This window comes from Serratia sp. 14-2641 (genome assembly GCF_001692375.1).
GTDB lineage: Bacteria > Pseudomonadota > Gammaproteobacteria > Enterobacterales > Enterobacteriaceae > Chania > Chania fonticola_C.
The window spans coordinates 162,282-174,923 of record NZ_LXKR01000008.1 but is presented as its reverse complement, the minus strand read 5'-3'; the positions used below and the strand labels follow the sequence as shown (position 1 = coordinate 174,923).

Sequence of the window (12,642 nt, the reverse complement as noted above, 5' to 3'; positions counted from 1 at the left end):
GCCAGCCTACCGTGTAAACTAGCCAACACTTTTTTCTACCTGGACAGCCACATGCCTGTTGTACACGTTGCTCTACCGGTTCCCCTTGCCCGCACCTTCGATTATCTGCTGCCCGCCGGCCTGCAGCCGGTCATCGGCGCGCGCGTCAGTGTGCCTTGGGGAAAGCAACGGGCGATAGGCATCATCACTGGCAGTAGCGAGAGCAGTGAACTGCCGCTGGAAAAGCTCAAGCCCATCGATAGCCTGCTGGATAACGACTCGCTGTTCACCACCAGTCTGTGGCGCATCCTGCTGTGGGCCAGCGATTACTACCATTACCCGATCGGTGAAGTGTTGTTCCATGCGCTCCCCATTCTGCTGCGTCAGGGTAAACCCGCAGAGGCAGCCCCGCTATGGCAATGGTTTGCTACCGAACAGGGGCGCGCAACCCCGCCGGAAAGCCTGAAGCGTGCGCCAAAGCAGCAACAGGCACTGGCGGCACTGCTGCAACGCCCGGTGTATCGCCATCAGGTCAGCGAACTGGAGCTGACGGAAAGCGCACTCCAGGCGCTGCGAGCCAAAGGCTTGATCGACCTGCGTTCGCAAACGGTGGCAACTCAGGACTGGCGGCCAGGCTTTGCCGTACTCGGTGAACGGCTGCGGCTCAACACCGAACAGGCCACCGCCGTGGGCGCGATCCGCAGTGAAGACGACCAGTTTGCCGCCTGGCTGCTGGCCGGGGTTACCGGATCCGGCAAGACCGAAGTTTATCTCAGCGTACTGGAAAATATCCTGGCGAAAGGTAAGCAGGCACTGGTGTTGGTACCAGAGATCGGCCTCACCCCACAGACCATCGCTCGTTTTCGCGAACGCTTCAACGCGCCGGTAGAAGTCCTGCACTCCGGCCTGAACGACAGCGAACGGCTGGCCGTTTGGCTACGCGCACGCAGCGGTGAAGCCGCCATTGTGATTGGTACCCGTTCGGCGTTGTTCACCCCCTTCTCGCGCCTTGGGGTGATCATCATCGACGAAGAACACGACAGCTCCTATAAACAGCAGGAAGGCTGGCGCTATCACGCTCGCGATCTGGCGGTGTTCCGCGCTCACGCCGAAAACATCCCGCTGGTGATGGGCTCGGCGACACCGGCGCTGGAAACGCTGCACAACGTGCAGTTAGGCAAATACCGTCAGCTCAAACTGACCCAGCGGGCAGGCAATGCCAAACCGGCCAATCAGCACCTGATCGATTTGAAAGGCCTGCCGCTGAAGGTCGGGCTCTCTCAGCCCCTGCTGAAAAGCATGCAGCACCACCTGAAGAACGGCAACCAAGTGATCCTGTTCCTTAACCGTCGTGGCTATGCCCCCGCGCTGCTGTGCCATGAGTGTGGTTGGATCGCCGAATGCCAGCGCTGCGACCATTACTATACGTTCCACCAGCATCAACGCCAGCTACGCTGCCACCACTGCGACAGCCAGCGCCCAGTGCCACATCAGTGCCCACAGTGCGGTACCACCAACCTGGTTTCCGTCGGCGTCGGTACCGAACAGTTGGAGAATGAACTGGCTCCCCTGTTCCCGGAAACCGCCATTACCCGTATCGATCGCGATACCACCAGCCGCAAGGGATCACTGGAACAGCATCTGGCCGATATTCACCGTGGCGGCCCGCGTATCCTGATCGGCACGCAAATGCTGGCCAAAGGCCACCACTTCCCGGATGTCACCCTGGTGGCGTTGCTCGACGTAGACGGAGCACTATTCTCCGCCGATTTCCGTTCTGCCGAGCGTTTTGCCCAGCTCTATACTCAGGTTTCAGGCCGTGCCGGGCGGGCGGGCAAGCAGGGCGAGGTGCTGCTGCAAACCCATCATCCAGAGCACCCGCTACTGCAAATTCTGCTGCAACAGGGCTACGACGCCTTTGCCAAGCAAACCCTGGCCGAGCGTAACAGCGTCTTCCTGCCGCCCTACACCAGCCACATCATCGTGCGTTCGGAAGATCACGATAATCAGCAGGCACCGCTGTTCTTACAGCAGCTACGCAATCTGTTGGAAGCCAGCCCGCTGAAAGATGACTCTCTGTGGGTAATGGGCCCGGTTCCTGCCCTGCAACCCAAACGCGGCGGTCGCTTCCGCTGGCAACTGTTGTTGCAGCACCCATCCAAAAAACTGTTACAGCACCTGATAAAGAGCACGTTGCCATTGATTGGCACCCTGCCGCAGGCGCGTAAAGTCAAATGGACGTTAGACGTTGATCCCATTGATAGCTGATTAAGAAAAATCTTAATTCCACGGTTAAAAGCAAACGTTTACACCACAATTTGCGAGCGAACACGAAAAAACCTTCCTGCGTCACACTTTTCATGCAAATTAGGTAACAAAAGCGGCCCGTAATCTGTTTAGAATGTCGGTGAAGGCATTTTTTCAGCCAGGCAATGGAATGCTTGAATGTGGATGACGCTAAAAATAACACCACCACCACTGCATGCCAGAATTTGTGAGCAAACTGAAGTAACCGCGTTAGCCGGGTGCTGACGCAAGGAGAAAGGCGTTGGAACACAAGCAAGAATTACCCATGGCGACCATGAAAGACGTTGCCGAAATGGCCGGCGTTTCCACGGCAACCGTGTCGCGTGCGCTGATGAATCCGGAAAAGGTGTCAACGCCAACGCGCCAGAAAGTGGAACAGGCCGTGCTGGCCGTGGGTTACTCCCCTCATGCCCTGACACGCAATATCAAACGCAATGAATCCCGCACTATCCTGGTGATCGTCCCGGACATCTGCGATCCGTTTTTTGCCGACGTGATCCAGGGGATCGAGCAAACGGCAGCGCAGCAGGGTTACCTGGTGCTGATCGGCGACTGTGCGCAGCAGAACCAGCAGGAACGCACCTTCGTTAACCTGATCATCACCAAACAAATCGATGGCATGCTGCTGCTTGGCTCCAATCTGCCTTTCGACGCCAGCAAGGAAGAGCAACGCAACCTGCCGCCGATGGTGATGGCCAACGAGTTTGCACCGGAGCTGGAACTGCCAACGGTGCATATCGACAACCTGACCGCCGCGTTTGAAGCCGTACATTATCTACATCAGCTTGGCCATAAACAGATCGCCTGTATCGCCGGGCCAGAACAGATGCCGCTGAGCCATTATCGGTTGCAAGGCTACATTCAGGCGCTACGCCGTAATGGCATTACCGTCGAAAGCAGCTATATTACCCGGGGTGATTTCACCTACGAAGCTGGTGCACAGGCGTTAGCCTCGCTGATGGCACTGCCGAAACCGCCAACGGCGGTCTTTTGTCACAGCGACGTCATGGCGATCGGCGTATTGTCCCAGGCGAAAAAGCTGGGCTTGCGGGTACCGCAGGATCTGTCGATTGTCGGCTTTGACGATATCAAGCTGGCGCAGTATTGCGATCCGCCGCTGACCACCGTGGCGCAGCCCCGCTTCCAGATTGGCCAGCAGGCAATGTTGCTGCTGCTGGAACAGTTACATGGGCAAACCGTGAACAGCGGTTCCCGGTTACTGGACAGTGAATTGATCATCAGAGGCAGCACCGCGGCCCCTAAACGCTAGTCAAATATTTTTGGGTTAAGTAACATGGCTGACCCAGCGCCGGCCAAACCGGCGTAATGATCATTGTTGTGGTCATTTTGCCAGAACCGCTCCCCGGAGCCTGCCTACACCTACAGGGCAGTAAGCTGATGCAAAATGGCCGATAAAATAGCCAGAGGATAGGTTTTAACCTCATCACGACACAGCGGAATTATAGTGGCACAGAGAGACTATGTAGGCCGCGGGCGCTCAGGAGCAGCGCGGCGCAAGACCCCCAGCCGTAAAAAACGCAGTTCTCCAAAGGTATCCAAAACCGTGGTGGCGCTTGCCGTCGCCATTCTGGTTGTCTTTATCGGTGGTCTTTATTTCATTACCCACAATAAACCGGATGAAACGCCGATGTTGCCTACGCATGGCACACGCCCGGGCAATGGTCTGCCACCGAAGCCGGAAGAGCGTTGGCGTTACATCAAAGAGCTGGAGAACCGCCAGATCGGCGTCAAGACACCTACCGAGCCAACGGCCGGGGGAGAGGTCAATTCCAAAACTCAGTTGACCGACGAACAACGCCAATTGCTGGAGCAGATGCAGGCCGATATGCAGCAGCGCCCAACGCAGCTGTCTGAAGTGCCTTACAACGATCCTTCACAGTTGCGTAACGGTGGGCGGCAACAGCAGGTACAACCGCCGGTACAGCAGCAGATAGCACCACCAGCGCAGCAACAGCAGGTCACTCAGCCTCGCAACCCGTTCAACAACGGCGCGGCACCCGTGCAGCAACAACCGGTACAGCAGCACCAACAACAAGTGCAGCAGCCGAAGCCGCAGGTACAGCAACCCAAACCCCAGGCCGTGACTCCGCCAGTGCAGACTCGTCAGCCAGAAGTGAAACAAGAAGTAAAAACGGAAGCGGCCAAGCCGGAAACCAAGCCTGAGTCGAAGCAGAAGTGGATGGTGCAATGTGGTTCGTTCCGCGCAGCCGATCAGGCCGAGTCGGTTCGGGCACAGTTGGCGTTTGAAGGGGTTGAAAGCCGGGTCACCGCAGGTGGTGGCTGGAATCGCGTGATGCTTGGCCCATACAGCAGCCGCGCCGCCGCAGACAAAACCCTGTCGCGCCTGAAGGGCATGGGCATGTCAAGTTGCATTCCCCTCTCCGTCGGGGGTTGAAAAGCGTCAATCTCCCCCCATCTATAGTCTCAATATGCCTCGTAGTCTCTGCCAACGCAGAGGCTGCGGGGACTTCTTTCCGTCCGCAACGAGGGTCTGCTCGTGACAACAATTGTAAGCGTACGCCGCAACGGCCAGGTAGTGATCGGTGGCGATGGCCAGGCCACACTGGGCAACACGGTAATGAAGGGCAACGTCAAAAAAGTCCGTCGCCTGTATAACGATAAAGTGATTGCCGGTTTCGCCGGGGGTACGGCTGACGCTTTTACCCTGTTCGAACTGTTCGAGCGCAAGCTGGAGATGCACCAGGGCCATCTGGTGAAAGCGGCCGTTGAGCTGGCAAAAGACTGGCGTACCGACCGCATGCTACGCAAGCTGGAAGCCCTGCTGGCGGTAGCCGATGAGACTTCCTCGCTGATCATCACCGGTAACGGTGACGTAATTCAGCCAGAAAATGATTTGATTGCGATCGGCTCCGGTGGCCCTTATGCCCAGTCGGCCGCACGTGCGCTGTTGGAAAATACCGAAATGAGCGCCCGCGAAATCGTGGAGAAATCCCTGACCATCGCCGGCGACATCTGTATTTACACCAACCATTGTCACACCATCGAAGAATTGCCTTCCAAAGCGTAAGGATCGAATACCATGTCTGAAATGACCCCGCGCGAGATCGTCAGCGAACTGGACAGCTACATCATCGGCCAAAACAAAGCCAAACGTGCTGTCGCCATTGCCCTGCGTAACCGCTGGCGCCGGATGCAGCTCAATGAGATGCTGCGTCACGAAGTGACCCCAAAAAATATTCTGATGATCGGCCCAACGGGCGTCGGTAAAACCGAGATCGCCCGTCGTCTGGCTAAACTGGCCAACGCTCCCTTCATCAAGGTAGAAGCCACCAAGTTCACCGAAGTGGGCTATGTGGGTAAGGAAGTAGACTCTATCATCCGTGATCTGACCGATGCCGCCGTGAAAATGGTGCGTCTGCAATCGATCGAGAAAAACCGCACCCGTGCGGAAGAGATGGCAGAAGAACGCATTCTTGACGTGCTGATCCCACCGGCCAAGAACAACTGGGGCCAGGCAGAAGAACAGAATGAACCTTCTGCCGCTCGCCAGGCATTCCGTAAGAAACTGCGTGAAGGCCAGTTGGACGATAAAGAAATCGAAATCGATCTGGCTTCGGCCCCGATGGGCGTGGAAATCATGGCGCCTCCGGGCATGGAAGAGATGACCAACCAGTTGCAATCGATGTTCCAAAACCTCGGTGGGCAGAAACAGAAACCGCGTAAAGTGAAGATCAAGGAAGCCTTCAAGCTGCTGATCGAAGAAGAAGCGGCCAAGCTGGTCAACCCGGAAGAGCTGAAAGAGCAGGCGGTGGAAGCCGTTGAGCAGCACGGTATCGTGTTTATCGATGAGATCGACAAAATCTGTAAGCGCAGCGGCCAGAGCTCCGGCCCGGACGTGTCCCGCGAGGGCGTCCAACGCGACCTGCTGCCGCTGGTGGAAGGCTGTACAGTATCAACCAAGCACGGCATGGTGAAAACCGATCACATTCTGTTTATCGCCTCCGGCGCGTTCCAGACTGCCAGCCCTTCCGACCTGATCCCGGAACTGCAAGGCCGTCTGCCAATCCGCGTTGAGCTGCAAGCGCTGACCACGGAAGATTTTGAACGTATCCTGACCGAGCCAAGCGCATCGCTTACCGAGCAGTACAAAGCGTTGATGGCCACCGAAGGCGTCACCATCGATTTCACCGCTGACGGTATCCGCCGCATCGCTGAAGCCGCCTGGCAGGTTAACGAAAGCACCGAAAACATCGGCGCACGTCGTCTGCACACCGTGCTGGAGCGTCTGATGGAAGATATTTCGTACGATGCGAGTGAAATTGGCGGCCAATCCATTACAATTGACGCGGAATACGTGCGCAATCACCTGGATGAACTGGTAGCGGATGAAGATCTGAGTCGTTTTATCCTATAATCGCTCTATCACTGTCCTGTCAGTTATCTTTGTGGGAGGCATTGCCTCCCACATTTATTTTTAACGGACACCGTCTTTTGACTTACTGAAGCGAAATATGAGCTCATCAACCACCACCACCCCGGCCAGAGCCTGGCTGGAAAGTTTACGACCACGAACACTGCCATTGGCCTTTGCCTCCATCGTTGTCGGTTCCGCGATCGCCGCCTGGCAGGGCAGCCTGAAGCCCGGCGTGGCGCTGTTGGCTCTGCTGACCGCAGGTCTGCTGCAGATCCTCTCCAACCTGGCCAACGATTACGGTGATGCGGTAAAAGGCAGCGATAAAGAAGACCGTATCGGTCCGTTGCGCGGCATGCAAAAGGGCATGATCACCCAAAGCCAGATGAAACGGGCCTTGATGCTGACGGTGGTGCTGATCGCCATTTCCGGTTGCTGGCTAATCGCCGTCGCCTGTGAAAAACCCAGCGATGTGGTGGGCTTCCTGGTGCTGGGCGGGCTAGCGATTGTCGCGGCCATTACCTACACCGTGGGCACCAAACCTTACGGTTATCTGGGGCTGGGGGATATTTCGGTATTGGTGTTTTTCGGCTGGCTCAGCGTGGCAGGCACTTACTATCTACAGACTCACACTTTCGATAGCATCGTGATGTTGCCAGCCACCGCCTGTGGCCTGCTCGCGGCGGCGGTGTTGAACATCAATAATCTGCGCGATATCGAAAGTGACCGCGCTAACGGCAAAAATACCCTGGCCGTCCGCCTTGGGCCACAGAATGCGCGCTATTACCACGCAACGCTGCTGATCGCCGCCGTGGTCTGCTTTGCCCTGTTTACCCTGCTTAACCTGCACAGCCTATGGGGCTGGCTGTTTGTGCTGGCCATCCCGTTTCTGTATCGCCACGGTATGCGTGTCTTACGTGACCCTACGGCCGTCGGTATGCGTCCGATGCTGGAACATATGGTCAAGGCCGCCTTGCTCGCCAACGTGCTGTTTGCGATTGGCGTGGTGCTCAGTTAGTTGAGACTTGCGTGGCAGAACGCATCCTGGCACTGATGATTTTGCCAACGGGGCGAATAAAGGGATATACTGGTTATTCCAGCGGCAAACAGACGTAAAATCCTATGAAATACGATACTTCCGAACTTTGCGATATCTATCAGGAAGAGGTCAACGTAGTTGAGCCTCTGTTCTCCAACTTTGGCGGGCGTACTTCATTTGGCGGGCAAATCACTACGGTGAAATGCTTCGAGGATAACGGCCTGCTGTTTGAACTGCTCGAAGAAAACGGCCGTGGCCGCGTGTTAGTGATCGACGGCGGCGGCTCGGTACGCCGTGCCCTGATCGACGCGGAGCTGGCCCGTCTGGCGACTCAGAACGAATGGGAAGGCATCGTGGTTTACGGTGCGGTGCGCCAGGTGGACGATCTGGAAGAACTGGACATCGGCATTCAGGCGATGGCAGCAATCCCGGTAGGAGCCACCAGCGAAGCGATAGGCGAAAGCGATATCCGCGTGAATTTTGGCGGTGTTACCTTCTTCTCTGGCGATCATCTCTATGCCGACAACACCGGCATCATCCTTTCTGAAGACCCGCTCGATATCGAGTAACCGCAGAAAATGACAAAGGGCGCCTGAGGCGCCCTTTTCGTTGGTGCTAATGGATCAGACTTCTTCCATTTTACCCAGCAAAGCGCGCAGGCGATCTTGCCACACGTGCTGCTCTTCTTTCAGCTGCTGGTTTTCACGGACCAGTGACTCGTGGTTACCCGCAGCGCTCTGAACTTCCTGAGACAGGGAATTGTTTTTCTCTTTCAGCTCTTCAATTTCCATCTGCAACAGCGTGATGGTATCGATCGCCTGCTGAACTTTTGCTTCCAGTTTTTCAAATACTTCAAATGACATTCTTCAGTCCCCTCATGATAGCAAGGCGTACATCCATAAGTAGCGCCGCAACCTTAGCTGCAGCGACTGCGAATATGCTCGCGTAACCAACAGGCCCAGCGCCTGTCTCGATAAAACCTTTCCCGCAATAAAAACGATTGTAAGTAGCCAGCCCCCCAGTGTCTAGCAACATACCGACCCAACGCGCACTCTGTTGCAATTTTCCTACCCTGGCTATCGGTCAAAGCTGAAAGTCGCCGCTGCCCAACGGCAGGGTTGTTAACAAATAGAGACAAAATAACTGGTCAGATCACCGTTTTATGGCGCAGAAAGAACACCGAACAACGCGAATTCGCTCAATTTTATGACGAAGTACACACATTTTGATTTCGCTATTTCTCGTTTATGCTCGTTAACGATAAATTTACATCACATCCTCAACCGATAAGAGGACGTGAAGAAAAACTCTGTAGCTCAAGGCCAAAACGCCAACGCGCCAAGCCTAGATAACCTATAACCGTCGTCTGCAGGACAATAATATTATGAGCCAAACCATCAGTCCGACCTTAAAAGGCCAGTGCATCGCTGAATTCCTCGGCACCGGTCTGTTGATTTTCTTTGGCGTAGGCTGTGTTGCAGCGCTGAAACTGGCAGGTGCCAGCTTCGGCCAATGGGAAATCAGCATCATTTGGGGCCTGGGGGTGGCGATGGCCATCTATCTGACCGCCGCCATTTCCGGTGCTCACCTGAACCCGGCCGTCACGCTCGCGCTGTGGCTGTTCGCCTGCTTTGATGGACGCAAAGTACTCCCTTACATCGTTGCGCAGATTGCGGGGGCCTTTTGCGCGGCAGCACTGGTCTACGGGCTGTATTACAGTCTGTTCTTCGATTTTGAAGCCGCCCACCAGATGGTGCGTGGCAGCAACGAAAGCCTCGAATTGGCCGGCATTTTCTCGACCTATCCCAACGCGCATATCTCCGTTGGCCAGGCCTTCCTGGTAGAAACCGTGATCACCGCCATCCTGATGTGCCTGATCCTGGCGCTGACCGACGACGGCAACGGCATTCCACGCGGCCCGCTGGCACCGCTGTTGATCGGTATTCTGATTGCCGTCATCGGTGCCTCTATGGGACCATTAACCGGCTTTGCACTGAACCCGGCGCGTGACTTTGGCCCGAAAGTGTTCGCCTATCTGGCAGGCTGGGGCAACGTGGCCTTCACCGGCGCTCGCGACATCCCTTACTTCCTGGTGCCTATCTTCGGCCCTATCGTCGGTGCAGGTTTGGGCGCCTTTGGTTATCGTGCGCTGATCGGTCGCCATCTGCCTTGTGACGTTTGCTTCGAGGAAGAGCAACCCGCCCCTAAACCAGAACAACGTAAAGCGTGATTGGCACGGCTTTAAACGGTTAACTACAGTAGGACTCAAAATTATGACAACCGAAAAAAAATACATTGTCGCCCTCGACCAGGGAACCACCAGTTCACGTGCCGTAGTGCTCGATCACGATGCCAATATTGTTGCGGTTTCACAGCGTGAATTTACGCAGATCTATCCGAAGGCCGGCTGGGTAGAACACGACCCGATGGAAATCTGGTCCTCACAAAGTTCCACCTTGGTCGAAGTGCTGGCCAAGGCCGATATCAGTTCTGATCAAATCGCCGGGATCGGCATTACCAACCAGCGTGAAACCACCATCGTCTGGGAAAAAGAGACCGGTAAGCCTATTTATAACGCGATCGTCTGGCAGTGCCGTCGCACCGCCGACATCTGTGAAAAGCTCAAGCGTGATGGCCTGGAAGAGTATATCCGCCACAATACCGGCCTGGTGGTTGACCCTTACTTCTCCGGTACCAAGGTCAAATGGATCCTCGACCACGTCGAAGGCGCGCGCGAACGTGCCAAGCGCGGTGAACTGCTGTTTGGTACCGTCGACACCTGGCTGGTGTGGAAGATGACCCAAGGGCGGGTTCACGTGACCGACTACACCAACGCCTCGCGTACCATGATGTTCAACATCCACGAGCTGGACTGGGACGATCGTATGCTGGAAGCGCTGGATATCCCGCGCGCCATGCTGCCAAAAGTCCGTCCTTCTTCCGAAGTGTATGGCCAGACTAACATCGGGGGTAAAGGCGGGACACGTATTCCTATCGCCGGGATCGCCGGTGACCAGCAGGCGGCGCTGTATGGCCAACTCTGCGTCCAGCCGGGTATGGCGAAAAACACCTACGGCACCGGCTGCTTCCTGTTGATGAATACCGGCAAAGAAGCAGTGCGTTCCAACCACGGCCTGCTGACCACCATCGCCTGCGGCCCACGTGGGGAAGTGAACTATGCGCTGGAAGGTGCGGTGTTTATCGGCGGTGCCTCTATCCAGTGGCTGCGCGACGAGCTGAAACTGATCAGCGATGCCGCCGACTCCGAATACTTCGCCACCAAGGTCAAAGACAGCAATGGCGTCTACGTGGTACCCGCCTTTACCGGCCTGGGTGCCCCCTACTGGGACCCGTATGCCCGTGGCGCCATCTTCGGCCTGACCCGCGGCGTCAACAGCAACCACATCATCCGCGCCACGCTGGAGTCTATCGCCTACCAGACACGCGACGTGCTGGATGCCATGCAGGCCGATGCCAATACCCGCCTGCAATCGCTGCGTGTGGACGGTGGTGCGGTAGCCAACAACTTCCTGATGCAGTTCCAGTCCGATATCCTCGGTACCCGTGTCGAGCGTCCTGAGGTGCGTGAAGTGACGGCATTGGGCGCGGCCTATCTGGCCGGACTGGCGATTGGCTACTGGAGCGATCTGGATGAGTTGAAGAGCAAAGCTGCCATCGAACGTGAATTCCGTCCGGGTATCGAAACTACCGAGCGTAACTTCCGCTACAGCGGCTGGAAAAAGGCCGTGGCTCGTGCGCAGGCCTGGGAAGATCACGACTGATTCGTATTACCCTGCAACAGCGCTGCCTACGGGCAGCGTTTTTTTTGCCTCGCCCTGCCGCCTCCCCACTGTGGTAAACTTTGCCGATATTTTCTTCCCTTTTCCCACTGACAGGTTTGCCATGAAACGTGAATTAGCCATCGAATTTTCCCGCGTTACCGAAGCCGCCGCACTTGCGGGTTATAAATGGTTGGGACGCGGCGACAAAAACGCCGCTGACGGTGCCGCCGTCAATGCCATGCGCATTATGCTCAACAGGGTGGATATCGATGGCCGGATCGTGATCGGTGAAGGTGAGATTGATGAAGCCCCGATGCTGTATATCGGCGAAAACGTCGGCACCGGGCTGGGCGATGCGGTGGATATCGCCGTCGATCCCATCGAAGGCACGCGCATGACCGCAATGGGGCAATCCAATGCGCTGGCGGTCCTGGCGGTAGGCGATCGCGGCACCTTCCTGCACGCTCCTGATATGTACATGGAAAAACTGGTCGTCGGCCCGCAGGCGCGTGGGGTGATCGATCTCAACTTGCCGCTAGCCACCAACCTGAACAACATCGCTGCCCGGCTAGGTAAGCCACTGACTGAGCTAACGGTGATCACGTTGGCTAAACCGCGCCACGATGCAGTGATCGCAGAAATGCAGCAGCTCGGAGTGAAGGTTTTCGCTATTCCCGACGGTGATGTCGCCGCGTCGATCCTGACCTGTATGCCGGAAAGCGAAGTGGATGTGATGTACGGCATCGGCGGCGCACCGGAAGGCGTGATCTCCGCTGCGGTGATCCGTGCGCTGGATGGCGATATGCAAGCCCGCCTGCTGGCTCGTCATCAGGTCAAAGGGGATAACGAAGATAATCGCCGTATCGGCGAGCAGGAGCTGGCCCGCTGTAAAGAAATGGGCATCGAAGCCGGTAAGGTGTTGGTGCTGGATGAAATGGCGCGCAACGATAACGTGATCTTTGCCGCGACGGGCATCACCAAGGGCGATCTGCTGGAGGGCATCAGCCGCAAAGGTAATATTGCCACCACCGAAACCCTGTTAATCCGGGGCAAATCGCGCACTATCCGCCGCATCCGTTCGACCCACTATCTGGATCGCAAAGACGCAGCGCTGCACGAATTCCTGCTTTAACGCCTAGGGG

General features: G+C 56.4%; 11 protein-coding genes. 10 read left to right on the top strand and 1 reads right to left on the bottom strand.

Translation table 11 applies throughout. The features are described 5' to 3' along the window. The first annotated feature begins 51 nt into the window (after window positions 1-51). The 7 genes from priA (at window position 52) to rraA (ending at window position 8,287) form a co-directional block, all read left to right on the top strand. On the top strand, window positions 52-2,247 hold the full coding sequence (priA, locus tag A6U95_RS05725) for a primosomal protein N' (RefSeq protein WP_065683800.1): 2,196 nt from the start codon (window positions 52-54) through the stop codon (window positions 2,245-2,247). 280 nt (window positions 2,248-2,527) lie between these two features. Continuing rightward, the gene (cytR, locus tag A6U95_RS05720) at window positions 2,528-3,556 is read left to right on the top strand and encodes a DNA-binding transcriptional regulator CytR (protein WP_024482873.1); all 1,029 of its coding nucleotides are present in this window, start codon (window positions 2,528-2,530) and stop codon (window positions 3,554-3,556) included. Between the two features lie 195 nt (window positions 3,557-3,751). Further along, a complete protein-coding gene (gene ftsN, locus A6U95_RS05715) occupies window positions 3,752-4,702 on the top strand; it encodes a cell division protein FtsN (RefSeq protein ID WP_065683799.1) in 951 nt (316 codons plus the stop codon). Window positions 4,703-4,804: 102 nt separating this feature from the next. Continuing rightward, on the top strand, window positions 4,805-5,335 hold the full coding sequence (gene hslV, locus A6U95_RS05710; RefSeq protein ID WP_024527908.1) for an ATP-dependent protease subunit HslV: 531 nt from the start codon (window positions 4,805-4,807) through the stop codon (window positions 5,333-5,335). A gap of 12 nt (window positions 5,336-5,347) precedes the next feature. Further along, window positions 5,348-6,682, top strand: coding sequence for an HslU--HslV peptidase ATPase subunit (hslU, locus tag A6U95_RS05705; RefSeq protein WP_024482876.1), 1,335 nt, complete (start codon window positions 5,348-5,350; stop codon window positions 6,680-6,682). Between the two features lie 97 nt (window positions 6,683-6,779). Then, a complete protein-coding gene (locus tag A6U95_RS05700; RefSeq protein WP_065683798.1) occupies window positions 6,780-7,697 on the top strand; it encodes a 1,4-dihydroxy-2-naphthoate polyprenyltransferase in 918 nt (305 codons plus the stop codon). Between the two features lie 104 nt (window positions 7,698-7,801). After that, window positions 7,802-8,287: a ribonuclease E activity regulator RraA gene (gene rraA / locus A6U95_RS05695; RefSeq protein ID WP_021181888.1), complete on the top strand. Its 486-nt coding sequence runs from the start codon at window positions 7,802-7,804 to the stop codon at window positions 8,285-8,287. A gap of 54 nt (window positions 8,288-8,341) precedes the next feature. Here the strand turns inward: rraA and zapB are convergent, their stop codons facing one another. Further along, a complete protein-coding gene (gene zapB / locus A6U95_RS05690) occupies window positions 8,342-8,581 on the bottom strand; it encodes a septal ring assembly protein ZapB (RefSeq protein WP_021181887.1) in 240 nt (79 codons plus the stop codon). 521 nt (window positions 8,582-9,102) lie between these two features. On the opposite strand from zapB, the gene A6U95_RS05680 reads away from it, so the two are divergent. The 3 genes from A6U95_RS05680 (at window position 9,103) to glpX (ending at window position 12,632) form a co-directional block, all read left to right on the top strand. Further along, on the top strand, window positions 9,103-9,948 hold the full coding sequence (locus A6U95_RS05680; protein ID WP_059199388.1) for an MIP/aquaporin family protein: 846 nt from the start codon (window positions 9,103-9,105) through the stop codon (window positions 9,946-9,948). A gap of 43 nt (window positions 9,949-9,991) precedes the next feature. Next, window positions 9,992-11,500, top strand: coding sequence for a glycerol kinase GlpK (gene glpK, locus A6U95_RS05675; protein ID WP_065683797.1), 1,509 nt, complete (start codon window positions 9,992-9,994; stop codon window positions 11,498-11,500). 121 nt (window positions 11,501-11,621) lie between these two features. Then, on the top strand, window positions 11,622-12,632 hold the full coding sequence (glpX, locus tag A6U95_RS05670; protein ID WP_065683796.1) for a class II fructose-bisphosphatase: 1,011 nt from the start codon (window positions 11,622-11,624) through the stop codon (window positions 12,630-12,632). Window positions 12,633-12,642 lie beyond the last annotated feature (10 nt).

What these genes read in the sequence shown, in the direction of transcription:
- priA (WP_065683800.1), top strand. Translation starts at nt 52, where the DNA reads ATGCCTGTTGTACACGTTGCTCTACCGGTTCCCCTTGCCCGCACCTTC.
- hslU (WP_024482876.1), top strand. Translation starts at nt 5,348, where the DNA reads ATGTCTGAAATGACCCCGCGCGAGATCGTCAGCGAACTGGACAGCTAC.
- A6U95_RS05700 (WP_065683798.1), top strand. Translation starts at nt 6,780, where the DNA reads ATGAGCTCATCAACCACCACCACCCCGGCCAGAGCCTGGCTGGAAAGT.
- rraA (WP_021181888.1), top strand. Translation starts at nt 7,802, where the DNA reads ATGAAATACGATACTTCCGAACTTTGCGATATCTATCAGGAAGAGGTC.
- zapB (WP_021181887.1), bottom strand. Translation starts at nt 8,581, where the DNA reads ATGTCATTTGAAGTATTTGAAAAACTGGAAGCAAAAGTTCAGCAGGCG.
- A6U95_RS05680 (WP_059199388.1), top strand. Translation starts at nt 9,103, where the DNA reads ATGAGCCAAACCATCAGTCCGACCTTAAAAGGCCAGTGCATCGCTGAA.
- glpK (WP_065683797.1), top strand. Translation starts at nt 9,992, where the DNA reads ATGACAACCGAAAAAAAATACATTGTCGCCCTCGACCAGGGAACCACC.
- glpX (WP_065683796.1), top strand. Translation starts at nt 11,622, where the DNA reads ATGAAACGTGAATTAGCCATCGAATTTTCCCGCGTTACCGAAGCCGCC.